This is a genomic window from Corynebacterium sp. (genome assembly GCF_030538285.1).
In the GTDB taxonomy this organism is placed as follows: domain Bacteria; phylum Actinomycetota; class Actinomycetes; order Mycobacteriales; family Mycobacteriaceae; genus Corynebacterium.
Genome location: NZ_JAUNUG010000014.1, coordinates 1 through 25608 on the forward strand (window position 1 = coordinate 1; position 25608 = coordinate 25608).

26 protein-coding genes and 1 pseudogene are annotated in these 25608 nt (G+C 66.7%); 8 read left to right on the plus strand and 19 right to left on the minus strand.

The annotated features are described in order from the left end of the window. The first annotated feature begins 182 nt into the window (after positions 1–182). Entirely contained in the window at positions 183–1541 is a 1359-nt protein-coding gene (locus Q4G50_RS06345; RefSeq protein WP_303376813.1) for an HNH endonuclease signature motif containing protein, read from the plus strand. Here Q4G50_RS06345 and Q4G50_RS06350 read toward each other — a convergent pair. The 5 genes from Q4G50_RS06350 to Q4G50_RS06370 form a co-directional block, all read right to left on the minus strand. Beyond that, entirely contained in the window at positions 1531–2490 is a 960-nt protein-coding gene (locus Q4G50_RS06350) for a 4-(cytidine 5'-diphospho)-2-C-methyl-D-erythritol kinase (protein ID WP_303376814.1), read from the minus strand. The genes Q4G50_RS06345 and Q4G50_RS06350 overlap by 11 nt on opposite strands. Further along, the gene (rsmA, locus tag Q4G50_RS06355) at positions 2487–3347 is read right to left on the minus strand and encodes a 16S rRNA (adenine(1518)-N(6)/adenine(1519)-N(6))-dimethyltransferase RsmA (protein ID WP_303376815.1); all 861 of its coding nucleotides are present in this window, start codon (positions 3345–3347) and stop codon (positions 2487–2489) included. Before rsmA ends, Q4G50_RS06350 begins: the two co-directional genes overlap by 4 nt. A 24-nt stretch (positions 3348–3371) precedes the next feature. Continuing rightward, positions 3372–3905, minus strand: coding sequence for a type 1 glutamine amidotransferase domain-containing protein (locus tag Q4G50_RS06360; RefSeq protein WP_303376816.1), 534 nt, complete (start codon positions 3903–3905; stop codon positions 3372–3374). A gap of 60 nt (positions 3906–3965) precedes the next feature. Continuing rightward, on the minus strand, positions 3966–5108 hold the full coding sequence (locus tag Q4G50_RS06365) for a resuscitation-promoting factor (RefSeq protein ID WP_303376817.1): 1143 nt from the start codon (positions 5106–5108) through the stop codon (positions 3966–3968). 206 nt (positions 5109–5314) lie between these two features. Next, a complete protein-coding gene (locus Q4G50_RS06370) occupies positions 5315–6154 on the minus strand; it encodes a TatD family hydrolase (RefSeq protein ID WP_303376818.1) in 840 nt (279 codons plus the stop codon). Between the two features lie 18 nt (positions 6155–6172). On the opposite strand from Q4G50_RS06370, the gene Q4G50_RS06375 reads away from it, so the two are divergent. Further along, on the plus strand, positions 6173–6805 hold the full coding sequence (locus Q4G50_RS06375; RefSeq protein ID WP_303376819.1) for a cyclase family protein: 633 nt from the start codon (positions 6173–6175) through the stop codon (positions 6803–6805). Here the strand turns inward: Q4G50_RS06375 and Q4G50_RS06380 are convergent. The 6 genes and pseudogenes from Q4G50_RS06380 to rsmI form a co-directional block, all read right to left on the minus strand. After that, complete coding sequence (locus Q4G50_RS06380) at positions 6802–7170, minus strand: hypothetical protein (RefSeq protein ID WP_303376820.1); 369 nt, start codon at positions 7168–7170, stop codon at positions 6802–6804. The two genes, Q4G50_RS06375 and Q4G50_RS06380, sit on opposite strands and share 4 nt — an antisense overlap. Before the next feature lie 49 nt (positions 7171–7219). Next, the gene (locus tag Q4G50_RS06385; protein ID WP_303376821.1) at positions 7220–9286 is read right to left on the minus strand and encodes an ATP-dependent DNA helicase RecQ; all 2067 of its coding nucleotides are present in this window, start codon (positions 9284–9286) and stop codon (positions 7220–7222) included. A 29-nt stretch (positions 9287–9315) separates the two neighbouring features. Then, complete coding sequence (locus Q4G50_RS06390; protein WP_303376822.1) at positions 9316–10533, minus strand: MFS transporter; 1218 nt, start codon at positions 10531–10533, stop codon at positions 9316–9318. Positions 10534–10555: 22 nt separating this feature from the next. Continuing rightward, entirely contained in the window at positions 10556–12385 is a 1830-nt protein-coding gene (gene metG, locus Q4G50_RS06395; protein WP_303376823.1) for a methionine--tRNA ligase, read from the minus strand. Between the two features lie 10 nt (positions 12386–12395). Further along, positions 12396–14161: pseudogene (locus Q4G50_RS06400) on the minus strand (BCCT family transporter). Positions 14162–14323: 162 nt separating this feature from the next. Continuing rightward, positions 14324–15172: a 16S rRNA (cytidine(1402)-2'-O)-methyltransferase gene (gene rsmI, locus Q4G50_RS06405; protein WP_303376824.1), complete on the minus strand. Its 849-nt coding sequence runs from the start codon at positions 15170–15172 to the stop codon at positions 14324–14326. 24 nt (positions 15173–15196) lie between these two features. Here rsmI and Q4G50_RS06410 point away from each other — a divergent pair, with 24 nt between their 5' ends. Next, a complete protein-coding gene (locus Q4G50_RS06410; RefSeq protein ID WP_303376825.1) occupies positions 15197–16765 on the plus strand; it encodes a dolichyl-phosphate-mannose--protein mannosyltransferase in 1569 nt (522 codons plus the stop codon). Positions 16766–16880: 115 nt separating this feature from the next. Here the strand turns inward: Q4G50_RS06410 and Q4G50_RS06415 are convergent, their stop codons facing one another. Further along, positions 16881–17582 (minus strand): zf-HC2 domain-containing protein, encoded by a 702-nt coding sequence (locus Q4G50_RS06415; protein WP_303376826.1) that lies wholly within the window; start codon positions 17580–17582, stop codon positions 16881–16883. Next, complete coding sequence (locus tag Q4G50_RS06420; RefSeq protein ID WP_303376827.1) at positions 17579–17983, minus strand: DoxX family protein; 405 nt, start codon at positions 17981–17983, stop codon at positions 17579–17581. Before Q4G50_RS06420 ends, Q4G50_RS06415 begins: the two co-directional genes overlap by 4 nt. Positions 17984–18000: 17 nt before the next feature. Here Q4G50_RS06420 and Q4G50_RS06425 point away from each other — a divergent pair, with 17 nt between their 5' ends. Then, complete coding sequence (locus Q4G50_RS06425) at positions 18001–18447, plus strand: methylated-DNA--[protein]-cysteine S-methyltransferase (RefSeq protein WP_303376828.1); 447 nt, start codon at positions 18001–18003, stop codon at positions 18445–18447. A gap of 24 nt (positions 18448–18471) precedes the next feature. Further along, entirely contained in the window at positions 18472–19068 is a 597-nt protein-coding gene (locus tag Q4G50_RS06430) for a DNA-3-methyladenine glycosylase I (RefSeq protein ID WP_303376829.1), read from the plus strand. On the opposite strand, the gene Q4G50_RS06435 is transcribed toward Q4G50_RS06430, so the two are convergent. Both Q4G50_RS06435 and Q4G50_RS06440 read right to left on the minus strand, forming a co-directional pair. Further along, positions 19065–19202 (minus strand): hypothetical protein, encoded by a 138-nt coding sequence (locus Q4G50_RS06435; RefSeq protein WP_303376830.1) that lies wholly within the window; start codon positions 19200–19202, stop codon positions 19065–19067. The genes Q4G50_RS06430 and Q4G50_RS06435 overlap by 4 nt on opposite strands. A 64-nt stretch (positions 19203–19266) precedes the next feature. After that, entirely contained in the window at positions 19267–19569 is a 303-nt protein-coding gene (locus Q4G50_RS06440) for a hypothetical protein (RefSeq protein WP_303376831.1), read from the minus strand. 236 nt (positions 19570–19805) lie between these two features. On the opposite strand from Q4G50_RS06440, the gene Q4G50_RS06450 reads away from it, so the two are divergent. Next, entirely contained in the window at positions 19806–20039 is a 234-nt protein-coding gene (locus tag Q4G50_RS06450) for a hypothetical protein (protein ID WP_303376832.1), read from the plus strand. A gap of 85 nt (positions 20040–20124) precedes the next feature. Here the strand turns inward: Q4G50_RS06450 and glpR are convergent, their stop codons facing one another. From glpR to Q4G50_RS06470, 4 genes are all read right to left on the minus strand, one after another. Further along, entirely contained in the window at positions 20125–21222 is a 1098-nt protein-coding gene (glpR, locus tag Q4G50_RS06455; RefSeq protein ID WP_303376833.1) for a gephyrin-like molybdotransferase receptor GlpR, read from the minus strand. A 93-nt stretch (positions 21223–21315) separates the two neighbouring features. Beyond that, positions 21316–22008: a GNAT family N-acetyltransferase gene (locus Q4G50_RS06460; RefSeq protein ID WP_303376834.1), complete on the minus strand. Its 693-nt coding sequence runs from the start codon at positions 22006–22008 to the stop codon at positions 21316–21318. 4 nt (positions 22009–22012) lie between these two features. Next, positions 22013–23287, minus strand: coding sequence for a gephyrin-like molybdotransferase Glp (gene glp / locus Q4G50_RS06465; RefSeq protein ID WP_303376835.1), 1275 nt, complete (start codon positions 23285–23287; stop codon positions 22013–22015). 19 nt (positions 23288–23306) lie between these two features. Then, a complete protein-coding gene (locus tag Q4G50_RS06470; RefSeq protein ID WP_303376836.1) occupies positions 23307–24257 on the minus strand; it encodes a UTP--glucose-1-phosphate uridylyltransferase in 951 nt (316 codons plus the stop codon). Positions 24258–24295: 38 nt separating this feature from the next. Here Q4G50_RS06470 and Q4G50_RS06475 point away from each other — a divergent pair, with 38 nt between their 5' ends. Beyond that, the gene (locus tag Q4G50_RS06475; RefSeq protein ID WP_303376837.1) at positions 24296–24889 is read left to right on the plus strand and encodes a 5-formyltetrahydrofolate cyclo-ligase; all 594 of its coding nucleotides are present in this window, start codon (positions 24296–24298) and stop codon (positions 24887–24889) included. Positions 24890–24938: 49 nt separating this feature from the next. Next, positions 24939–25571: an SAF domain-containing protein gene (locus Q4G50_RS06480; protein ID WP_303376838.1), complete on the plus strand. Its 633-nt coding sequence runs from the start codon at positions 24939–24941 to the stop codon at positions 25569–25571. Positions 25572–25608: the final 37 nt, after the last annotated feature.

A 25608-nucleotide genomic window follows, 5' to 3' on the forward strand; every position in this document is an offset into this window, starting at 1 on the left:
AGGGGCATGATCACTAGCTTCCCCTGAAGTCGAACACGAGTCTAGGATAGTCCGCAGCTGCGGACTATCCTTTACTTACTTTTAGGCCATTTTTGCAGCTCATCGCACATGTCGGGAGCGAGTGCTAGGGTGCGGTTAATCGAACATTCCAGCGACTCCTTGGGGGAGACATGCTCGCTACAATGACCGACCTGACCGATACCGCCCTGGCCGCCGACATCAACCAGTCCCATCTCAGCCTCACCCATTTCAAGGCCCGTTTCATTCTCGCCGTCACGGAGTTCGACGAACGCGATCTCGCGCGCGATCACGGGGCCCCGAGCACCGTTGTCTGGATGCAGCGGAAGTTCGGCCTCAAGCGATCCACTGGCTTCGAGTATCTGGGGGTCGGCCGTAAGCTGCGGAAGTTCCCGCGCCTGGCGCAGGCGTTTCTCGACGCCGAGTTCTCTTACTCCATTGTGCGGCTTCTGCTGCGCTATCTCACCGAGGACAACGAGGAAGAGCTGTTGGAGCTCGCCGCCGGCCACACCTACGCAGAGCTGGCGGCCAAGCTGGCGGGGCGCGATCAGCCGGATGCGAAACCGCGGCTGAACAAGATCTCGGTGGTCACCGACCCGGAGACTGGTGAGGTGCGGATTTGGGGCGTGCTGGATGCGCAGCGCGGCGCTGAGCTGAAGGCGGCCCTGAAGATCTCTGAGCTGGCCAACCTCATCGACATTGACAATGTGGATGAGGAGGTGCTCAATGATCCGGCAGCTGTTGAGAAGCTTATCGACGACGCCCGCACCCCGCAGGATCCCGAGACCCCGGCCCCGGCACAGAAGCGGCCCAACCGTACGCGTTTCGGTACCCACCTGTCGGTGACGGTGTTCACCGCCTTCATGGGGTTGGTACACATGGTGCGCAGCCACCCGATCCGGCGGGTGCGGGCCCCGGGTGCGGAGGTCAACGTGCTGTTCACGCAGGATGACCGGGCCTACATACCCGGGCATCACGGCGGGCTCCCCGGCCAGCTGATGAGACAGGTGCTCAACGGGGCGGTGCGCTATCACCTGCTGGACTCCCGGGGATTGACGTTGAAGGTGACGCGGGCAGCGCGCTTGGCCACGGAGGCACAGATCAAGGCGCTGTTGGCCGTCTGGGAGTACCGATGCGCGGGCCCGGGATGTGACCACTCGAGTTTCCTGGAGTTCCACCACATCCAGGACTACGCCAAGGGCGGCCTCACCGCCCTGTCCAATCTCATTCCCTTGTGCTCGGGGTGTCATGCCTTGGTCTCGGCGGGCCTGATGACCATCTTTGTGGACACTGACCCGGTGTTCCTGCGCTTCCGCTTGCCGGGCGGCGAGTCGTACACCTCCGAAAACCGCAGCCTGGTGATGAAGGACGTGGCGCTCGGCGAGTGGGCCGACAAGTACCTCAACGGTCCGGTGCCGCACGGCGACGAGGACCAGCTCCAGGTCTGGGAGCACGAGGACAGCTTCGCCGATCTGGAGGACGAGAAGTCCGCAGCTGCGGACTCCACCGAGGTCAACGGATGAGGTGCGCACCCTTCGCGGGACCGTGGGCGATGGTTCCGGAGTAAGCACCATCGGCAAGGAGGTCATCGAGGAGGTCCCGGGCGTGCAGCTCTGTCTCGCACAGGAAGGCCACGGTCGGACCCGAGCCGGACACCATCCCGGCCAGCGCACCGCCCGCCAATCCGTCCTGGCGCATGCGTTCCACGTCCGGGCGCAGCCGTCGGGCGGGAGCCTCCAGGTCATTGTGCAGGTGAGCAGCCAGCTCCCGCGGATTACCTGTCACCAATGCCTGGGACAAGCCTTCGGTGCCCATCACTGGGCCGTCAATGACGCCCTGCTCACGGAGGGTGTCGAGCTCCACGAAGACGCGGGGCGTCGATAAGCCTTCCTTAAAGAAGACGAGCACCCAGTGATACGTGCCGCGCGAGAGCATCGGGGCGAGTTGCTCGCCACGGCCGGTGCCGAGCATCGTCCCGCCCTGCAGCGTGAAGGGAACATCGGAACCGAGCTCCGCAGCCAGCTCCAGCAAAGTCTCCTGCGATGCGGCCAGGTACCGCTCCGAAAGTAGGGCGTGCGTGGCCACCAGCGCAGCCGCCGCATCCGCGGAACCGCCGGCCATGCCGCCCGCCGTGGGAATGCCCTTGTGGATGTGGATGTGCACCGGCGGGCACTCCCCCATGCCATGCTGCGTGCGGTAATGCTCCACGAGCTTATCGACGCCCCGCCAGGCCAAGTTCGTTGCATCCGTCGGGACGGATGTCGCGTCCATGCCTGTCGCGGTGAGGCCGGTGACGATGCTGCCTCCTGTGATCCAGTCGGCGTCGGTGTCCACCTCCAGGGTGACCGTGTCGGAGAGGTCGAGGGACTGGAAGACAGAGACCAGGTCATGGAAACCGTCGGGCCGCAGATCACCGACGCCCAGGTGCAGGTTGACTTTGGCGTGGGCGCGGGCAGCGATGCTGCGGCTCATGGTGTCACCCCCGCGAGGCGGACGAAATCGGTGACGTCGAGCTTTTCACCGCGCAGCTGCGGGTCAATGTCGGCGGCGCGCAGAGCCTCCTCGGCCGTTGCACCGGAACCGTAATGCCCGGAAAGTGCGGCGCGGAGGGTTTTGCGACGTTGGGCGAAGGCGGCGTCGATAAGCGGCCAAACCTTTGCGCGGGACTCATCGTTGATCGGCCATGGCTCGGTGCCGGGGGCGAAACGGTCAATGCGGACCAGGCCGGACTCGATGTTGGGCGCCGGCCAGAACACGTGCTTACCGATCGTGCCTGCCCGACGCACCTGGCCATAAAAGGAGGCTTTGACGCTGGGCACGCCGTAGATCTTCGAGCCCGGCTGCGCGGCCAGGCGATCGGCGACCTCCGCCTGCACCATGACGAGCACGCGGCGGATGGAAGGAAATGTGGCCAGCAGGTGCAACAGGACCGGAACGGAGACGTTATAGGGCAGGTTAGCGACCAGCGCGGTCGGCTCCCCCAGATCCGCCGGCTCCACCTTGAGGGCATCCTTGAGGATCACCTGCAGGCGATCGGCGTAAGGGGCAGCCCGCCATTCGACGGTGTGGGGCAGCTCGGCAGCCAGGCGCGGGTCAATCTCCACGGCGGTGACCTGCTCCACCGTGTCGAGCAGCCCCAAGGTCAACGACCCCAGGCCAGGGCCGACCTCGACGACGTGATCGTGCGGGTCGAGGTCGGCGGCGGAGATGATCATGCGCACCGTGTTGGGATCGTGGAGGAAATTCTGGCCGAGCTTTTTCGTCGGGGTGACGTCGAGTTTCTCCGCCAGGGTACGGATCTCCACGGGGCCGAGCAGTTGCGAGGTCATGCCACCAATCTAGACCACGAGTGTCTAGTGCTTGCCCTCGGCAAACTCCTCGACGATCTTGGCGTTGAAGGCGGGGAGATCGTCCGGGGTGCGGGAGGAGACGAGACCGTTGTCCACGTGAACCTCCTCGTCGACCCAGGTGGCACCAGCGTTGCGCAGGTCAGTCTTGATCGACTCGTAGGAAGTAAGGGTGCGGCCCTTGATCACGTCGGCGTCGGTGAGGATCCAGCCACCGTGGCAGATAACACCCACCGGCTTGTTCGCGGCGAAGTGCTTCTTGACGAAGTCGACGGCCGGGCCGTCCATGCGCAGCTTATCGGCATTCACGGTGCCGCCGGGGAGGATGAGGGCATCATAATCGGCCGGGTCGACCTCGCCAGTGGTGGCGTCGACGGAGACCTCGGTGCCGTTCTTGCCCTCGATGGTGCCGGACTCCGGCGCGATGATCGTGACGGTGGCGCCCGCCTCACGGACGGCCTCGACCGGCTGGGTCAGCTCGGAATCCTCGAAACCGTCGGTGGAGAGAACCGCGACCTTGACGTTGTTGAGTGCAGACATGTTCATTACCTCTCGGGTTGCGTACAGGTTGTATGGCTCGAGGGTAATGAATTGTGCGCGCTAGCGCAGGCCCATCTGGGCGGTGCAGGCGGGCCACGCGCCCCAGCCCTGGCCAGCCAGGGTCTTCTCGGCGATGGCGATCTGCTGCTCGCGGGTCGCCAAGTTGGCGGTCGGTGCGTACTGGGTGCCACCGTAAGCGGCCCAGGTGGACGGGGAGAACTGCAGGCCACCCTGGTAACCGTTGCCGGTGTTGATGGACCAGTTGCCACCGGACTCACACTGAGCGAGGGTGTCCCACACGGAGCCACCGGCCACCGACGGGGCGGAGGTAGAGGGAGCAGCCTTGGTGCCGCGGGAGATGCGGGCGGCGGTGGCCGGGGCGATCTCCTTCTCCGCGACCTGGTCGCGGGCGGACTCGATGCCGTTGACGGTGGTGATGCGGGTGGTCACCTCGCGGGTGCCGGGGGTGCCGGGCTCCAGGACAGTCTCGGTGCCCTCGTATGCCTCCGGATCATCGAGGTACTCGGCCGGAGCTTCGAAGGTCTCGGTGATGGTCTCCTCAGTGATCTCGACACGCTCGACGGTGACCTGGGCGTTGTTGCGCAGTGCGACATCCAGACCCGGGGTGACGCGGTCGTGCTCACCGAGCTCAATGCCGCGGGCGTCGAGAAGCTCGCGGACGTTAGCGGCGGCGACCTCGGTGTAGACAATGTTGCCGCCGTCGTTGAGCGCCACAATTTTCGGGGAGGTGACCTCCACGCGCATACCATCGGTGAGGCGGGTGTCGCCGGACTTGGCGATTTTCGCGGCGGGGCGGACGTCGGCAAGCTCTCCGATGAGATCCTGGACGGTCAGCGCGGTGGAGGTGACCTCGGTGGTCTGACCGTCAATGACCACGGCGACCGGCTTTGCAGTACGCACCGTGACGGTCGCACCCTTGGTAAGTGCCTCGCTGGGCGCCGGGTAGACGAGATCCTGGTCGTCAATGGTGACGCCGGCCGCTTCGAGAGCGCCCGCCACGTCACGGGAGAGGGTGGTCAGCTCGGTGGTCTCACCGTTGATGTCAAGGACGACATCCTTCTGGGCACCGGCGACGGCGACACCGCCGACAAGGACGGCGCCAAGGACACCGCCAGCAGCGAGGCGCTTGGTGGTGGAGGTGCCGGGGTTGTTGATCCGCGTGATTCGTGACGTCTTGTGCATGCCCATGGGGTAAAAGGTTCTCGATCTCATTCGGGGGAAGTGCCGGCACCTGGTGGGTGCCCGGCATTTCGGTCGTTGATCACAGTACGGTAACAGTTGCGTGACGTCTAGGGAACCTACGACGCGTTCATAACGTCCGGAACATACGCCACACGTGCCCCGCTGACCCCATCCGCCCTGCTAAAAGACCGTTGTGAGACTGCTCACTACCCCCGCTGGTACACCCGCTGAAACGTTTCCGTCAGTTCAAGCGCTAGATCTGCCACGTCCTGGCCACGGGCCTCGGCGACACACAACGCGGTGTGCCCGATGAGCGCCGGCTCATTGCGAGCCCCGCGGAAAGGCTCCGGGGTCATGTACGGCGCATCCGTCTCAATGAGCAGCTGCCCGCGCGGGGCAATACGCGCCGCTTCCCGCAGCTCCGCGTTGCGCTTGAACGTCACGTTGCCCGCGAAACTGAGCACATAACCACGCTCGAGGGCCTCCTCTGCCATCGCCAGCGGCGAGGAGAAGCAGTGCAGGATCGTCTCCTTTGGCTGTGGGGCATCAGCCAGCACCGCCATGAGCTCATCGTCGGCCTCCCGATTATGCAGCATGAGCGCCTTGCCCGAGCTGATCGCCAAATCGATGTGCCAGCGCAGCGCCTCTTCCTGCACCTCCAGCGGGGCGGTGCGCTCCGGCTCGTGGCGAATCCAGTAGGTGTCCAGGCCGGTCTCACCGATGGCCACACAGTTCGGGTCGGCGGCCATCTCGGTCAGACGCGCGCGAGCGGCATCATCCAGCTCGTGGGCGCGGGTCGGGTGGATGGCGCACGCCGCGAAGACATGGTCGTTGTGTTGCGCAGCGGCCAGTGCCAACTCGGCCTCGGCAAGTCCGTCGCCTACCGTGCAGATCCGCTCCACGCCGGCGTCCACGGCCCGGGAGACGATGGCGTCGACCTCCTCCGGGGTCCGCGCCCCGCACGACGCCAGATGCGTATGGGCATCCACGATCCCGGGAATCCGGTCGGCGGGCACGGGCGTGGGACGAGGCTTCTTCTTCGACATGGCTGACATTGTAGGGTTATGCCCCGCTTTCTCGACCTCACCCGCCCACTGCACCCGGACATGCCCCGCTTCCCCACCGATCCTCCACTGCAGGTCAGCGAGCTGGAGTCCGCAGCTGCGGACTCTTTCGAAGTGCTGGCCTACTCCTTCGTCGGCCCCTCCGGGACGCATATCGACGCCCCGTCGCACGTGCTGCCCGGCGGCCGCACGCTCGCCGACATTCCGGTTTCCGACATGATGCTGCCACTGATAGTTCTCACGCCTATCAGTGATCGTTCTGCCCCCTTCCTCACCACCGCCGACATCCTCGCGTGGGAGTCCCACCACGGCAGAGTGCCGTCGGGCAGCTTCGCCGCCCTCCACACCGGCGAGCCCCGCGCCGGGTGGTCGCTGGAGGCGGTTCAGCTCCTACACGCTCGGGAAGTGGTGGCCATCGGTCACGACACTCTCAACACCGACCCCGCAGAGCTCACCGAGCGTGGCGAGTACCCCGCGCAGCGCTGGTGGCTAGAGCACGACCACTGGCAGGTGGAACTGCTAGCCGGTCTGGAACAGGTGCCGGTGACCGGCGCGCACATGTGGGTGTCCTGGCCCGTGCCGGCCGGTGGATCATCGTTCCCGTGCCGGGCGGTGGCGGTGGTGCAGGATTAGGGGTCAAGAACCTGGCACGCCCAGAACGGTGGGATGGAACCACCCTCGCTGGCCGGTGGGCGCTCCCAGAAGAAGAAAACCCACACCTCACACGCACCGGATAGTACCGCGATGATGACGAAGAAGGCCGCGAAAGATGCCAGGGCAGCTAGGCCGAGCCAAAGCCTCCGGTTGAGGATCGCCACGAGGAGCGCAAAACCTGAGAGCACCACGGTGAGTAGCGGTCCGGTGACGTTGTTGATTTCCCACACGGTGGCACGGTCAATCTGCCCAGAAAGGAACCAGCGGACGTAGGTGAGCACAAAATTGAGGACGATCGCGGCCCAGGCGAAGCGGCGCGCGGTGGCTGAACGGATGGCCGACATGTTCCTCCCCGGGCGTTTGATTTCCCCGTCAACCGCAACCCTAGTGGCCTCAGCCCCGGCTGGCCAGCGCGAAGGGCAACACTGGCTGACCGGTGCGCTCGGCCAGGGCATGGCCTGCGACGGTGACCGACCAACCGGTGTCGATGAGGTCGGTGACCAGCAGGACTGGGCCGTCTGGTTCCCCGACGCCGCCGAAGTCCCAGTGGTCGAGTAGCGCCGTCACGCGGTAGGCGGAGTTCTGCGCTGTGACCTCCCCCGCCCCCGCGCGCACGGGCAGCACCCCGGCAAAGGACATCTGCCCCACCGCAGCGATCGCTTCCGCCAACGCCTCCACAAAAGCGGTGCGCTCTGGGTCGTGTGAACCCAGCGCCACCACCGTGGTGGGCCGCTGCGACCAGTCCCAGTCGGAGAGCACCGCGACGATGTGCGGCAACCAGGTGTCCTGCTGCCAGGGGGCGGTGGGGCGCCAGGAGGGATCGCCAAGAAGCTGGGTCAACGCCGGTCCGCGGGCGATGTCGTTGAGTCGACCCAGAGCACGCCCCGGCTCCACCCCGTGGATGCGGCCCCTGACGGCGATGCCGGTGGGCCACTGACGGCGCTGGGTGACGCGGACGCCGGGGGCGGTGAGTCGGGCGTCGACACGCTCGGCGACTTCCCGGTCCACGTCTACATCCCGACGGAAGCCGGTGCAGTTGTCACAGCGGCCGCAGGGACCCTGCGCGGTGGCGTCGTCGAGCTGGCCACGCAGGAAAAGCATGCGGCAGGCCTCGGTGGTCTCGTAGGCGACCATCGCGTCCTGCTCCGCCTGCCGGGCTTGGGCGAGGCCGGCGTAGCGGGCGGCGTCGTAGGCCCAGGGCTGGCCGGTGGACACCCAGCCACCTTTGACGCGGCGGACCGCACCGTCCACGTCGAGGACTTTGAGCACCTGGTCCAGCCGCGAGCGAGACAGGTCCACCTGGGCCTCGAGCTTCATCGTCGACTGCGCCTCATCCCCCAGCACACCGAGTAAGTGGCGCACCGTTTGCTCGTCGGGGAAGGAGACGGAGGCGAAGTACTCCCAGATATCGCGGTCCTCTGCCCCGGGCAGGAGAATGACGTCAGCGCGTTCGGTGCCACGGCCCGCGCGGCCGATCTGCTGGTAGTAACTCACCGGCGAACCCGGTGCGCCGACGTGGACGACGAAACCGAGATCGGGTTTATCGAAACCCATGCCGAGCGCCGAGGTGGCCACAAGCGCCTTGAGTTCGTTGTTGATCAGCGCCTGCTCCAGCCTTTCGCGTTCCGTCGCCTCGGTGCGGCCGGTGTAGGCGGCAACGTTCCACCCAGCCGCCTCCAGCGCCTCGGCTAGGTCCTCGGCGGCAGCGACGGTGAGGCAGTAGATGATGCCGGAGCCCTCGAGCTCCGCGAGGTGCGTGGCCAGCCAGGCCGGGCGCTGCGTGGTGTCGGGCAGGCGGACAACAGAGAGGCAGAGGGACTCGCGGTCAAGCCCGCCGCGCAGCAGCCCGGTGTCTGCCCCTAACTGCGCCTGCACATCGGCGACGACGCGGTCATTGGCAGTAGCGGTGGTGGCCAGCACGGGCACCCCTTCCCGCAGCCCAGCGAGCAGGTCGCGGATCCGGCGGTAGTCGGGGCGGAAGTCATGCCCCCAGTCGGAGATGCAGTGCGCCTCGTCGACGACGACCATCCCCACGGTCGCCGCCAGGGCAGGCAGCACCTCATCGCGGAAACCGGGGTTGTTCAGCCGCTCCGGGGAGACCAGCAGCACATCGATCTCTCCCGCGGCCACCTGCGCCTGGATCTCCTCCCATTCGGTCATGTTCGCCGAGTTGAGGGTGGCCGCGCGGATCCCGGCGCGCTGGGCGGCGGCGACCTGGTTGCGCATGAGCGCCAATAACGGGGAGATGATCAGCGAGGCCCCTGCCCCAGCGTCGCGAAGCAGCTTCGCCGCAATGAAGTACACCGCCGATTTCCCCCAGCCGGTTCGCTGCACGACGAGCATGCGGCGCCGATCGTTGACAAGCGCGTCGATCGCGGTCCACTGGTCATCGCGCAGCTGCGCGCCCGGCCCCGCGATGCCGGTGAGTAAGTCGTTGGCCTGATCCCTGGTTGCCTGCATGGCCCCCACGCTAGACCATGCCCCCGACATTACCTCTGAGCTGCTAGTTCATCATCGACGAAGCTGGCTTTTGCGGCCCGGAAACCGACCATTCCCATGAGCACGCACACACCGGCCAGGACGGGCAGGATGAGCGAGAAGTCCCCCATCGACTCGCGAACCACTCCCACCACCAGCGGGCCGAGCGCCGCGATGACATAGCCGACCGGTTGCACGAAACCGGACAGCCGCGCGGTGACCAGCGGCACGCGGGAGCGGGCGGGGATGAGTGCGATCGCCGTCGGGAAGCAGAAACCGCCGACACCCAGCAACGATGCCCACAGCATCGGGGAGGCGGCCGGCGCCATCCACAACCCCACATAGCCCGCCGCCATGAGCGCGGAGAAGAGCACCGGCAGCCACACGATGGAGCGCAGCCGGTCGATGATGACGGGCATGATGAGGCCGCCGACGATGTTGAAGCTGCCGGCCACCGCCAGCGCCAGGCTCGCCGTGGAAGCCGCGACGTCACTGTCAACAAGGATTTTCGGCAGCCAACCCATCTGGATGTACGCGTGCATGGACTGCAGGCCGAAGAACATCATGAGGAACACGGCCGTGGGTGAGCGCCACATGGAGACTTGCTTGTCGACGCCGCCGTCCACCCGCGGCGAGGTCGACGACGGTACGTCGCGCCCCACCCGCAGCACGACCACGAACCACACCACCGCCTGCACTGCGGCGGGAATGGCCCAGAGGAACAGGGCCCAGCGGAAGTCGTCGGAAAGCAGGGCGGTGAGCGGGCCGGCCGCGCCGGAGATCCCCAGCACCGAGCCGTAGACCGTCATGAGTGCAACAATGTGGCGGCCGCCATGGTTTTTGATCCACGCTGGTAGCAGAACATTCGCCAGGGCGATACCGACGGTGACGAACACGGTGAGCACGATGAACGCCCAGATGTCCCCCACCCAGGGCCGCGCCGCCAGGCCCACCAGGGACAGCATCATGCCGATGAACAGGGTACGCGAGAGCCCCAGGCGGGTGGCCAACGGCACGGCCAGCAGACCCAATACCGAGAAGAACAAGCCCGGGATGGCGGTGATGACACCTGCCAGGGAACCGCCGACGCCGAAGGCGGTGAGGGCGTCGGCAAGCACGGCGCCCAGCGAGGAAATGCCGGAACGCAGGTTGAATGCCGCGATGAATACGGCGGCAAAAAGAAGCAGCGCGGGGAGAACCCGCGCTGTCCGCCGTCGGGGTGTGCTCATGCACCCCATTACATCACACCAATTACTGAACCGGTGCCCATTCCGGGCCAGTCTCAGCCAGCTCCGGATCCAGCTTCTGGATCAGCGGCTGCGGCTTGCTCAAAGGGGTGCCCGGGACGACGTCGACACGCTCCCACACCGCCTGCTGGGAGGCGTAATCGCCGGTGATGACCGGGTAGGACGCGCCTTCCTCCGGCAGGCCGACGCCGACGAGATCGACCGGCATGTCGTCGGCGACCTCACGGATCTCGGGCGACGCCGCCCACACACCCTCCCGGCCGAGGGTCTCGTGGACCTGCTGCGCGATGTGCGGCAGGTACGGGGTGAGCAGGGTGTTGCAGTCGGAGACCACCTGCAGTGCGGTCCACAGGACGGTGGCCAGGCGCTCGCGCTGGGACTCATCCTTGGCCAGCTTCCACGGCTCCTGGTCGGCGATGTAGGCGTTGGCCTCGCCGACGACGTGCATGGCGGCGGTGATGCCGTTCTTGAAGCGCGAGGCCGCCAGGTTCTCCCCGGCGATGTCGAAAGTCTTCGCCGCCAGGTCGAGGATGGCGGTGTCGGCGTCGGTGAGCTCGCCCGGGGTGGGGACCTCGCCGAAGTTCTTGTGCGCCATGGACACGGTGCGGTTGACCAGGTTGCCCCAGCCGTTGGCCAGCTCGTTGTTCACGCGGCGGACGAACTCGTCCCAGGTGAAGTCGGTGTCGGTGTTCTCCGGGCCGGCGACGGCAATGAAATAGCGCAGCGGGTCGGGGCCGAACTCGGCGAGGAAGTCCTTGACGTAGATAACCACGCCCTTGGAGGAGGAGAACTTCGAGCCGGACATGGTGAGGAACTCCGAGGAGACCACCTCGGTCGGCAGGTTGAGCTCACCGTACTTGTGCTGCTCACCGCCCTTCGCGCCGTGGCCCGCATAACCGAGCAACTCGGCGGGCCAGATCTGGGAGTGGAAGGTGATGTTGTCCTTGCCCATGAAGTAGAAGCTCTTGGTGGCCGGATCCTGCCACCACTGCTTCCACGCGTCCGGGTTACCGGAGCGCCAGGCCCATTCGATGGAGGAAGAGAGGTAGCCGATGACGGCGTCGAACCAGACGTAGAGCTTCTTGGCGTTGTTGTCCTCCCAGCCCTCGACCGGGATCGGCACACCCCAGTCGATGTCGCGGGTCATGGCGCGAGGGCGCAGGTCCTCGAGCAGGTTGAGGGAGAACTTCAGCACGTTGGGGCGCCAGTCCTCCCGACCGCGCAGCCACTGACCCAGTGCCTCTGCCAGGGAGGGCAGGTCGAGGAGGAAGTGCTCGGTCTCGACGAACTTCGGGGTCTCGCCGTTGACCTTGGACACCGGGTTGATCAGGTCGGCCGGGTCGAGCTGGTTGCCGCAGTTGTCGCACTGGTCGCCGCGGGCGCCGTCGGCACCGCACAGCGGGCAGGTGCCCTCGATATAGCGGTCAGGCAGGGTGCGGCCGGTCGACGGGGAGACAGCACCCATGGTGGTCTCCTTGATCATGTAACCGTTGTCGTACAGGCCCTTGAACAGCTCCTGCACTACCGCATAGTGGTTACGGGTGGTGGTGCGGGTGAACAGATCGTAGGACAGGCCGAGGCCGGCGAGATCCTCGACGATCTGCCGGTTGTAGCGGTCAGCCAGTTCCTTGACGGTGACGTTCTCCTTGTCGGCCTGCACCAGCAGCGGGGTGCCGTGCTCGTCGGTGCCGGAGATCATCAGCACGTCATTGCCGATCATCCGCTGGTAGCGGGCGAAGACATCGGAGGGGACGCCGAAACCGGCGACGTGTCCGATGTGGCGGGGGCCGTTCGCATACGGCCAGGCGACGGAGACAAGCACAGACTGGGTCATGGGAACCACCTTATTTCATGGGCTGCGCCTTGTTGCGCTTGGCCAATCGCTTCGCGCGCTGCGCCTTGCGTTCCTCGGTGAGTCGGTGCTCGGCGTGGATGCGGCGTTCGCGGGCCAGGCGGGCACTGAACTCGCGCTGGGAGCGGTGGTCGAGATAGAGCGGATCGTTGCTCAGGTCCTTCCACAGCGCCACCATGAGCGCGATGATCACCACGAGGAATGGGCTGGCTGCGGCGATGGTGATGGCCTGCAGGTTGCCCAGGGAGTCCTCGGAGGAGGTGAGCATGACCATGCCGACAGCCGCGGTCATCAGACCCCACATCGCGGAGACCCACGGGGTGGCGTCGGTCCTCCCACCCTGCGACAACGTGCCCATGACGGTGGAGGCGGAGTCGGCGGAGGTGATGAAGAAGGTACCCAGCAGGAACATGGCCGCAAACCCGGCGATGGTGCCGCCCGGCAGCTGGTGCAAGAGATTGAACAGCTGGGACTCGGCCGAACCGTCGCCCCAGATGGAGTTGCCGTTCTGCTCGAAGATGATGGCGGTGCCGCCGAAGATGGAGAACCACACGAGCGAGACCAGCGAGGGCACGACGAGCACACCGATGGTGAATTCGCGGATGGTGCGGCCGCGGGAGATGCGCGCCAGGAACATGCCGACAAACGGCGACCAGGAGATCCACCACGCCCAGTAGAAGATGGTCCAGCCGGAGAGCCATTCGCCGGCGGTGCCGTCGGCGGACATGGCGGTACGTCCGGCCATCTCGAAGAACTGGGCGAAGTATGAGGACATCGCGGTGGGCATGAGGTTGAGCACCGAGACGGTCGGGCCCAGGATGAACACGAAGATCGCCAGGGCGGCGGCGATAAGCATATTGGCATTGGACAGGTACTGGATGCCCTTACCCACACCGGAAATCGCCGACAGGACGAAGGCGGGGTGAGCACGCCGATGATGCCGACGATGGTCCAGGTGCCGGGGGCGTCGATAAGCCCGGAGGCGGACAGTCCCGCGCGGATCTGCAGCGCGCCGACGCCGAGGGACGTGGCGGTGCCGAAGATGGTGGCGATAATCGCCAGGATGTCGACGAGTTTGCCCAGCGGGCCGCGCGCGCCCTTCTCCCCCAACAATGGTACGAACGCCGAGGAGATCAGCTGGCGGCGGCCGAGGCGGAAGGTGGAGTACGCGATGGCCAGGCCGACGATGGCGTAAATAGACCAGGGGTGCAGCGTCCAGTGGAACAGGGTGGAGGCCATCGCCGTGCCCACCTCCTGCGGCTGGCGCCCCGGCACACCATCGCGGTAGAAGGTGAGCGGTTCGGTGGCGCCGTAGAACATCAGGCCGATGCCCATGCCGGCGGCGAACATCATGGCGATCCACGAGACCGTGCGGAACTCCGGTTCCTCTTCATCCCCGCCGAGTTTGATCACGCCGAAGCGGGAGACGGCGACGACGATCATGAACGCCACGAAGATGGTGCCGAAGATGACGAATGCCCAGCCCAGGTTGTCCATGACGAAGCTCAGGGCGGCGGCGCCGAAGGCGGCGAAGCTGTCCGGGCCGAGCAGGCCCCACCCGACGGTGCCGAGCACGATCAGCGCCGCCACCCCGATGATCCACCAGTCGAATGTCGGATGCCCGGCGGTCGATTCGTGGACGATCGCGGTGTCCTCGGCGTCGACGCGGTCGCCGATGAGCTCGGCGTCGCCCATCATGGCCGCGAGCTCTTGAGTTGCGGTATGTGGTTGTCCCTGCGCAGGGTCAGGAGTAGTCATAGTGTTAATTTTGGTTATGCCCGGGCGGGTATCAAGCAGGATTTACTTATCGACGCCCGGTCAGACCACATTTCCCGCCCCCGTTATACCTTTGTTACTGCCCGTTTCGGCAGTACAAGCGGCCGAAGCGGGCATGACACCTCACAAAGCCATAACACTTGCTCAGCGTGCGGCCAGCACGGCCTCATAGAGCTCACGGTTGGACACCCCACGCCCGGCTGCCACCTCGCGGCAGGCGTCCTTCAGGCGGGTTCCTTCGGCGACCAGGGCCTCCACCACGGGGACCAGCGACTCCACGTCCGCCTCATCCGGGGCGCCACCCTCGATGACGACGGTGATCTCGCCCTTCACGCCTCCGGCCGCCCACTCCGCCAACTCCGGCAGCGTGCCGCGGCGGACCTCCTCGTATGTCTTCGTCAGCTCCCGGCACACCGCCGCCCGGCGCTCGGGCCCGAGGACCTCCGCAGCCACCTCGAGGGTCTCGGCCAGACGGTGCGGGGACTCGAAGAAACACGCCGCCCGCTCCTGCGTGCGCAAAGATTCCAACCACGTACGCCGCGGCCCGGGCTTGCGCGGCGCGAAACCATCAAAGAGGAACTTCCCCACCGGCAGCCCGGACAGCGCCAGGGCGGTCGGCACCGCGGAGGGGCCGGGCAGGCAGGTGACGGGGACACCGGCGGTGTGGGCGGCGTCGACAAGCGAAAAACCGGGATCCGACACCAACGGCATACCGGCATCGGTGACGACGAGGACGACGCCGGTGTGGGCGGCGTCGATAAGCTGGCGCGCCCGGCCCTCCTCATTGTGATCAAAATTCGACACCACCCGACCGGTGATCTCCACCCCGAGCGCCGCCGCCAGATTCCGCACCCGACGCGTGTCCTCCGCCGCCACGACGGATGCCTCAGCCAACGCAGCACGCAGCCGCGGGGAAGCATCGTGAATGTTGCCGAGTGGGGTGGCGGCGAGCACCACACCCCTCGCGGGCAGGAGCGGAGCATCGGAGACCATGCCCCGTATCCTAGACTCGTCCCCGTGAGCACCGCCCTCGACCAACCCCGACATGCCCGGCGTATCCGCCCCGTCACCCCGCGCCCGTGGGCGTGGACCCGCGCGGACACCTCCGCCACCCTCACCGTCGCGGTCCTGGCACTTCTCACCCGTTTCATCGGCCTGACCAGCGCCGTCTCCTCCGGTACCCCCGTTTTCGATGAAAAACACTACGTGCCGCAGGCATGGGACATGGTGCGTTCCTGGCAGAACGCGCTCATCGGCGGCATCGAATCCAACCCCGGCTATGGCCTGGTCGTTCACCCGCCATTGGGCAAACAGCTCATCGCCCTCGGCGAGTGGATGTTCGGGTACACGCCGCTGGGGTGGCGTTTCATGGTCGCACTGCTCGGCGCCGCCACCGTGATGATGACGATGCTGCTGGTCCGTCGACTCGCCGGAACCTGGCAGGTGGCCACCTTCGCCGGCGTACTCGCCGTGTTCGACGGTGTGCTGCTCGTGGCGTCCCGCTTCGGCATGCTGGATATCTTTCAGGTCTTCTTCATCGTCGTGGCCGCCTTCGCGCTGGTCTGCGACCACCAGCAGATGCGGGCCCGCCTCCATGCCGCGTGGGTGGACGGACGCCTGGGGGACTCACCGCTCGGGCCGCGCCTGGGTTTCCGGTGGTGGCGCTTTGCCGCCGGCGTCGCCCTCGGACTGGCGCTGAGCGTGAAATGGTCGGGCCTGTACTACATGGCGTTTTTCGGCCTGTTGGCCGTGGCCGTCGACGCCGCGTTGCGCCACCGTTACGGCATCCGCCGCCCGCTGCTCGGCGCACTGCTTCGCGACGCCCTCCCCGCCTTCGCCTCCCTCGTCATCGTCCCGGTACTGCTGTATTTCTGGAGCTGGCGCGCCTGGTTCGCCTCCGAAACCTCCGTCTACCGCCACGCCGCCGCGAACGGGGAAATGTCGGAGGGCTGGCTGCGGGACCTGTTGCCGGACTGGGCCGCCGGGTTCTGGCACTACCACCAGTCCGTGCTGTCCTTCCACGCCTCGCTGACCACCTCCGGCGGGCACTCCCACCCCTGGGACTCCAAACCCTGGTCCTGGCTGGTGGCCAGCCGTCCCATCCTCTACTTCTCCTCCACCGACATCGACTGCGCCACCGGCACCTGCCGCCGCATGATCTACCTCTTCGGCACCCCGGCGATCTGGTGGCTGACGGTCCCGGTCGTGGCGTGGGCGCTGTGGTGCCTGGTCATCCGCCGCGACTGGCGATTTTTGGTGCCGCTCGTGGCGTTCGCCGCCGGATTCATCCCCTGGCTCATCGGCTACGACCGCCAGATGTACTTCTTCTACGCCACCGCCCTCGTCCCTTTCACCATCGCCATGCTGGCGCTGACGTTGGGGCAATTGCACGCTAAGGGTGCGCCCGTGCGGTGGGGCTGGGTGCGTCGCCTGGCCGGCGGGGAGATCCGCTGGGGCACCGTGGCTGTCATCGCGTACCTATCGTTGGTGATCGCCTCGTTCCTCTACTGGCTGCCCATCCTCTACGGCTTCATGGTGCCGGAAGCCTGGTACCAGTCGCTGATGTGGCTGCCGAGCTGGCGCTGAGCCGGTCACCTTTTCCGAGTGAACGTCATTTTATAAGCCCAGGTCGCGGCCTTCTATAACTAATACGACTGTTGGCTTTTGCCGACAGTCGGAAAAGATGGCAGGGGGAGTCTGCCTACACCGGCCCCGAGCCCAGCTCCCGCAGCAGAGCCCGCACCGACACGTAGCCGTGATGCGAGAGCCACGCCCATGCCAGCGACACCAGCGTGAATAGCAGCAGTGCCAAACCCATGACCTGCCCCGCGCCGACGGTGTCCAGCACGAAATCACGCATGAGGAAGCCGAACAGGAAGGTCCACAGCGCGCCGAACACCACCAGCAACGGCGAGACCAGGCGCGGTTTCCAAGCGACGGTGAGCAGACCGAGGGCGAAGGAGAAGCGGACGGCGGCGGCGTCGATAAGCAGCGAAGCGGTCTCCGGATCGGCGTCCGGGGAGACGACGCCATCCACGGCGACGGGGGTGAGGCCGCCGGCCGTGCCGAGCAGTTGCACGCCCCACACGACCCACAGCACACCCGCCACCACGAGCAGCACCCGCGCGATCGCCAACCCGACGGTGCGGGCGTTGGCGGCGCGGCGCCACTCGGGTTCAACGCCGGCGATGATGACCTCGGACAGGTCGGCCGGCGGGGTCATACCGCCGTCTTCGGGTTCCACGAAACGCAGGCGGCGGCTCAGCACCAGGGCCTCATCGTGGAAACGCTGGCATTCCGCACACACGGCGAGATGCGAATCGACGATGTCCTCGTCCAGTGGTGAGGGTTCACCGTCGATACGCGCGGAGAGCGCGGCCTGCACCTTCTCGTGGTCGATCACTTGCTCAACACCCCGTCCAGGCTCACACGCCCAGAGCCGAACACCACGACCATGACCAGCGCCGCAGTGAGCACGATCGGGTACTCGAGGCCGCCGGTGGTGGTGAAGAAACCGGAGTCAAGGTGCACGAACCAGATCGCCGCCACCATGAGCAGCGCCAGCAGCCCGGCGACGAAGGTAGTGAGCAACCCGACCACCAGCAGGGCTCCGCCGAGCAGCTCGGAGCCGGTGACCAACCAGGCCGACAGCTTCGGTTGCGGGATCCCCCAGGCCGAGAATTGCCCGGTGGTTTCGGTGATGCCGGTGAAGACCAGCTTGTCCCAGCCGTGCGCGATGAACACGGTGCCGAGGACGATACGCAGAAGCAGCAGCGCAGCATCCCTCACGGCCGGTGTGTCCATGCCGTTAGACTACCCTCATGCTGCTTGAGACTCCCATCGGCCCGCTGTCCCTGCGCGCCAGCGACCGTGGCCTCACCGCGATCGACTTCGGCGGCGAGGCGGTCCCCGAGACCCCGTTGCTCATCGACGCCGCCACCCAGCTCACCGAGTACTTCTCCGGTGATCGTCTGCTTTTCGACGTCCCCCTCGACCTCCCCGACGCCGGATTCCGCGGGCAGGCCCAGGCCGCTTTGTGCGACATCCCCTTCGGGGAGACCATGTCCTATGCGCAGCTAGCTGCCCTGTGCGGCAACCCGCGGGCAGTGCGCGCCGCTGGTTCGGCATGCGCCAGTAATCCGGTGCCGATCATCCGCCCCTGCCACCGCGTGCTGCGTTCCGACGGCTCCCTCGGCGGCTACCGCGGCGGGCTGGACGTCAAGGAGTGGCTGCTAGAGCATGAAAAGCGGATCCGCGGGAACCTCTGAGCCTTTTTCGGAGTCCAATAAGACATGACCGAATCAGACCTCATCATCGGCTCGGACGGCCTGGCCCGTCCTCCGTGGGCCGCCACCACCGATCTGCTCCGCCACTACTACGACACCGAATGGGGCATGCCCGTCCGCGACGAGCAGGGCCTTTTCGAGCGCCTGTCCCTCGAGGCCTTCCAGGCCGGACTGTCCTGGGAGCTCGTCCTGCGCAAGCGGGAGGGCTTCCGCTCCGCCTTCGCAGGGTTCGATCCGGACACGGTGGCGGAGTTCGGGGAGGCGGACGTCGAAAAGCTCCTGGACAACCGGGAAATCATCCGCAACCCCCGCAAAATCGAGGCGGTGATCCGTAATGCGCGGGCGACGCTGGCGTTGCGGGAGGAGGGTGGGCTCGTCGACCTCATCTGGTCCCATCAGCCGGCCGAGAACCTCGCGCCTCGGACGCTGGCCGAGATCCCCAGCCGCACCCCCGAATCCGAATCCCTGTCGAAGGCCCTGAAGAAGGCCGGATTCACCTTCGTCGGGCCGGTGACCTGCTTCGCACTCATGGAGGCCATCGGCATGGTGGACACGCACCTGGTCGGCTCGCACAGGCGGGGGACGTCAGGGGTGTGGGACTAGCTGATGTCCAGCGAGCTCAGCCCGAGAACGAACCGGGTGTCGTCCTCCAGCAGGACCCACATGACCACCTGACGCCCCGCCGTCAACTGACCAAGCACCGACTGCGGGAGGAACATCCGCTTGGAGCGCCCCACCGGGTTCCCATACGGGTTGGCGAACCGGACTGTGACCTCCAGACCGGTGTAGCCGTGGCGGATCTCACCGGTGAGGGGACGCCAGCCCCAGCTGCACCTGTAGGCGGTTGAACATCTCCTGTGCCTCCGCCATTCGCTCATCGGGCACCGTAAGGAGTCGCTGCGGCTTGTCCGGCTCGTAGGCGACGGGCATGATCGTGCCCTCGGAGAAGCTGGCAAGCTCGGGCAGAGGAATCATCAGCTGCAGGTCACCGGTGAACTCCCGCATATCGGCCCCGCGCACCCGGAGGGTGATGCGGTACTGCGTGACGTCATTGACGGTCAGCCCAATCTCGGCGAGCTTCTCGACGGTACCGACCCCCAGCAATGCGTTCGGCGAAGCCTGAGGGGATCTGAGGCGACGGCTACCGCTCACAAGTCGCCGCTGCTCACCCTCCCCTAGGGTCCGTGCCAAGCATCCCGAACACGAGTGTGTCGGTCCACTCCCGCTTACTCCACCAGTCCTGCCGGAAGTGCGCCTCCTGCCGCATTCCCAGCCGCTGCGCGAGACGGGCAGAGGAGTCATTGCGGGGGCACCACCCCTGGACACCCCAGGTGATCGCCATGCGGGCGCCCCGCGAACCGAACTACCTGGCCCTCTCGGAGCGCATGTGCTGGCTGCTCGAGGAATCCGGGTCGACTGACCCCCTCAGCGACGCCTACGCACTGTCGAACTTCGTCATTGGCAGCGCGACCACGGCACCCATGGCGCGTCAGGAGCGGCAGGCACCTGTCGACAGATCCATCGCCCCCTCTATTCGTCACTCCACGAGCAGCACACGGTCGACCCCGAGGTGATCCTCACCCTTGGACTCCGTGCTCTGCTCAGGTCACCACACCGCGGGCACTGACCCGGGGACAGCGTGCTGTACGGAAGGTGACGCTAGCCGGCGCGGCGATCGTCGCTGAAGCGCGGCGGGCGGCGGAAGGTACGCACCGGGGCGGGCTCTTCTTCCTCAAAGTGGTAATCGACGACGGGGAGGTGATCGAAGTCGGGGGACTCATCGTCCCGCTCGAGGATGACGGCACCCGGGCGACGCAGGTGGCTGGGGATGGCCAGCTCCTCGTCGGCGGCGTTGAGCACACCGAGGCGGGCGCGGCGCAGCTGGCGGATGCGACGATGGCGCAGGGCCTGCTCCTCGCGCACCTGGGTACGCAGGGCGGCGAGGTAGACGACAGTTGCCGCGACGGCGATACCGGCCAGCGCCCACGTCCAGCCGCCCACGATGAAGGCCACAATAGCGGTGAGCACCACTGCTGCGGCCAGGACGATGAGGGTGCGCTGGCGGCGCTGGTAGCGGTCGACGGAATGCTCGGCGTCGGCGACCGGATCCCAACCACCGCGTGCGGCGCGGTGCTCGGCGAACTCGATCTCCTCCTCGGAAAGATCATCCTCGAGGGGCTCAGAGTCCGCAGCTGCGGACTCCGCCGTCTCGCTGACCTGGGAATTCTCTTCATCAGCGTCCTCGACGACCTCCACGATGCTGTCAACGGAATCCGGGTACATCATGTCGGAGGGGGAGGTGTAGGTGTCGTCGTAGGCGTAGGTGGTGTCCTCGTCCCAGTCGTCCCACTCGTCGTACTCGGCCTCAGAGGTCGCCGTGTCACCGGCCTCCAGCTCATGGACGATGCCGCCGTCGACGATCTCGGCCGGTGTTGCCTCATCCGCGGGCTCCTGGCGGGTGAACAGGCCGCGGAAGCGGGAGCGGGGGGCGGGCTCGTCATCGAGAAGCACATCGTCGACAAGCTCAAGATCAGCGTCGTCGATGTCGTAGTCGTCGGCGGGGCGACGCACGTCAGCGGCGCTGAGCCGGGGGCGGCGACGGACGGGGAGCTCCCCGGAACCGCCCTCGTGGATGACACGGGTGTCGTCAAAGCCTTCGCCGGCCTTGCGGATGAGCTTCTGCCCACGCATGAACAGCGGGGCGAGCACGAACAGCCACACCACGATGATCAGGGCGATGATCAGGCCATTGGACACGATTCGTGCACCTTTCCTTGTGCGAGGATACGTCTATTCTCATCCAGCGTATCGGCGCGAAAACCTGTCACCGCCCTCCCACGCCGAGGAAAATCACCGCAATCGACCGGCGCGACGCAGGCGTTCGACGCACGTCTCGCGGTGATCGCCGATGACCTGGGCGACGAAGTGGTGGTCCCGCCAGCGGCCGTCGATATGCAGATTGGCGCGCAGGTAACCCTCCTCCCGGAAGCCGTTGAGCTCCAGGACCCGGCCGGAGGCGGGGTTGTCCGGCAGGAAGGTGGCGGTGACGCGGTGGAGACCGAGGCGTCGAAATGCATGGTCGGTGCCCAGGGCGCAGGCGGCGGTGGCCACTCCCCTGCCCTGCTCGGCGGAGAACACCCAGTAGCCGATCCAGCAGTCGGAGACGCTGCCGTGCTGGATGGTGCCCAGGGTGACCTGGCCGACGAAGCGTCCGTCCAGCTCAATAACCAGGGGCACCACGTCTCCGCGGCGGGCCGCCGCCCGGATCCCGCCGAAGAAAGCTCGCCAGGCGGCCTGCGAATGCGCGGCCTCCCAGCCGTCGTGGGCGGTGGGCTCGACGGGGCGCAGATGCGCTTCGTCGAGAAGCCTCTGTTGGCACCAGTGGCGACCATCGCGGCTGGTCAAAGGGCGCAGGCGCAGGCGGCCGCCGTCGGGAAGCCGGACGTAGGGGGTGGATTCGGGCCACCCGGGGTGCAGGAGGTGCCGGGGGCCGCGGGCCGGCTCCCGGAACGATGCCGCCGCCCACCCGAAGGGGTCAAACACGGACTCAGCTGCCCTGGGCGAGGAACATGACGTCGACGATGTCACCCGGGCGGATCTCCGTGGCCTCCTCCGGCACCCGGATGAGCGCGTTGGCCTCCGCGAGGCCGGCCAGCAGGTGCGCGGGCGCACCCGTCGCGGCGCCGATGCCCTCCACGAGGTAGTCGAAAGTCTCCGAATCGCGCATGAGGCGGGCGCGGATATAACCACGCCGCCCCTCGCGGGAGGCGATGTGGTTGAGTGCCCGGGCACGGACCACCCGGCGCCCGGTGTTGCGCTTGCCCAGTGAGGTGCGGATCAGCGGGCGGACCAGCACCTCGAAGGTGACCAGCGCGGACACCGGGTTACTCGGCAGCAGGAACACTGGGATGCGTTCCTCGCCGAGTAGGCCGAAGCCCTGGACCGAACCGGGGTGCATCGCCACGCGTGAGGTGTCGATCTCCCCGAGCTCCTCCAGGACGGACCGGAACATCTCCGAGCTTTGGCCGCCGACGGCACCGGAGATGACGATGACCTCGCTGCGCTGGATCTGGCCCTCCACGATCTCCCGCAGGCGCCGCGGCTCACCGACCGCGATTCCGACGCGGTGTACCTCCGCGCCCGCCTCCCGGCCGGCGGCGGCCAAGGCGTAGGAGTTGACGTCGAAGATCTGCCCGAGCCCCGGCTCACGGTCAATGTCGACCAGCTCGCGGCCGACGGAGATCACCGACAGGCGCGGGCGCGGGTAGACCAGCACCTTGGAACGCCCCACCGCGGCGAGCAGACCGATCTGGGCGGGGCCGAGGATGGAACCGGCGCTGACGGCCACATCGCCGGGTTGGATATCATCGCCGGTGCGGCGGACGAACTCACCGGAACGCACCACCCGCTGGGCGGTGACGCGCCGCTTCCCGCGGTCGGTCCACTCGAGGGGGATCACGGCGTCGGCCAGCGCGGGCAGCGGGGCTCCGGTGTGCACGCGCACGGCCTGCTTCGGCTGCAGGCGTAGCGGCTGCTGGGAACCGGCGGCGACCTCACCCACCACGGGGAGGGAGCGCTCCACCGGCTCGACGGGGGCGTCCGGATCGGGCACAGGGGCGCCGAGACCCTTCTCCCCGCCGACGTCAACGGCGCGGACGGCGTAACCGTCGATCGCGGCCTGCGGGAAGCCCGGCAGCGCACGGGTCGCCTGGACCTCCTCGGCACACATGAGGCCGAGGGCGTCGGCGATGGCGATGCGGACCGGCTCCGGCGTCACCGCCGCGTCGGTGACCAGCGCCAATTGCTGCTCAACGGAACGCACTTCCGGGCTCCTTCCCGTCTTAGTCTTCGGTGACTGAGGAGGCCGCCTCATGTTCGGCGAGGATTTCGGTGATCACGCGCTTGAGCGCAGGGCCGTACTTGGGGTGTGCCAGACCGAAATCGACACACGCCGGGATGTAGCCGCCCGGGTTGCCCAGGTCGTGGCGCTTGCCCTGATGGACGACGATGTGGACAGGGTGGCCTTCGCGGATCATCAGCTCGATGGCGTCCGTGAGCTGGATTTCCCCGCCCTTACCTGGCTTGATGCGCTTGAGGGCGTCGAAAATACCGCGGTCCAGCAGGTAGCGGCCGGTGGCGACGAACGTCGACGGGGCGTCCTCCGGTTCGGGTTTTTCCACCATGCCGTTGACGCGCTTGACGGTCGCGGCATCCAGGCCACAATCGGCAGGAATTTCCTCGATGTCGAAGACGCCGTAGTTGAACACGTCTTCGCGCGGGACGTCGACCGCACACAGGACGGAGCCGCCGAGTTCAGCGCGTACGGCAGCCATCTTCTCTAGTACGCCCATGGGGAGAACAAGGTCGTCGGGAAGCATGACGGCGACGACATCTTCATCATCGTCGAGCACGCTTTCCGCCAGTCCGACGGCGTGGCCCAGGCCCAGCGGCTTGGCCTGCTCGACGGCGACGGGGCTCATCAGCTTCGCGGCACGCTGCACCTTCTCCACCTGCTCGGTCTTGCCGCGCTCGGACAGTGTCTCCACCAGGTTGGGGAACTGCTCGAAGTGGCGCAGCACCTCCTGCTTGTTGGGGGCGACGATGACAGCCAGCCGGGAGGCTCCGAGTGCGTTGGCCTCTTCCGCGATCAGCTCGATGCCGGGGGTGTCCACGACGGGGAGCAGCTCTTTGGGGACCGTCTTCGTCGCTGGTAGGAAACGGGTACCCATGCCGGCGGCGGGGACGATCACAGTTTTCACGCCGTGGGGGTGGGTCTCGGTTGACACGCTCATAACGCACCACCCTACCCCGGACGATTACCCTTGAGGGTATGGACATCCGGGAGAAGAAGGCAAAACTCCGCCGGGCGATGACTCAGGCGCGCAAAGACATGACGCAGGAAGAAATCCGCGGTGAGGATGCCGCGATCATCGCTCATGCGGCGGCCTTGTTACGCTCTCTGACCCCCGCGGAGACGGCCGTTGCCGCCTATGCCCCACTGGCCGGGGAACCTGGTGGGCCACTGCTTCTCGACGCCCTCCACGGCGAGGCCTCCTCCCTCCTCCTGCCGGTCTCGTTGCCGGGCGGACGCCTGGACTGGGCCCCCTACCAAGGTCGGCTGGCTTTGTCCCCGGGGGTGTTGGGGATTGCGGAGCCGACGGGGCCACGTCAGGGGCCGGATGCCATCACCACCTGCCGCCTCATTCTCGTGCCAGCGCTGGGCGTGTCCCCGGAGGGTGTGCGTCTGGGCAAGGGCGGCGGTTTCTACGACCGGGCGCTGGCCCGCTTCGACGGTGTGGAGAGTCCGCCCCGCACGGCCGTCCTCCTATATAACGGTGAGATTCGCGATGACATCCCCACCGAGGAGCACGATATGCCGGTCGACATGGCGATCACCCCCGCCGGGGTGCGCCACTTCCGATGATTTTGGCCCTGTCGGGAACCTCCCGGGTCTGCGCGCAGTCCAATACTGTATGACCCTTTCTTTTCTGTCCTCGTTCCGTTCCCCCGGGTGGCGCCGGGCTGTCATGTTGCGGCGTGTGTTGGCTGTGGTGCTGTTGGTGTGTGCGGCGGGGTTCGCGCTTCGCGACGCCGGCGTCGGTACCCCGCAAGCCCTGGTTTTTGCCCGCCCGGTCGCCGCGGGCGATGTCCTCACGCGGGAGGATGTCCACCTCCTTCCTGTTCCCGATCACCTGCGACCTGCCACCGCACTCACCGATCCGGAGGCGGCGGAAGGCCTCGTAGTGGCGGCATCGGCCGATGTCGGGGAGGTGGCGACAGCATCCCGTTTCGTCGGTTCCGCGCTTCTCGACGCCCCGTCGGAGGGCGATGTGGGCGAAATCACCGCGGTAGTGCCAGTGAGACTGGCGGAACCGGAATTACTTCCCCTGTTACATCACGGGGATACCGTCACGATCCTGCGCGCGGAGTCCGAACGGGCAGAACCGGACGTCATTGCCACAGGTGGGAGAGTGATTCTAGCGGATACTCGGACATCCCCCGGCACGCTCCTGGTCGGGCTGGGGGAAGATGCGGCGCATACCGTGGCTGCGGCCTCCCTGAACACCCCCCTGACCGTGGTGCTCACCCCAGGTCTCCCCAATTGAGCGTGAATAGTCTAGAGTTTGCACGTCCCTTAAAAAC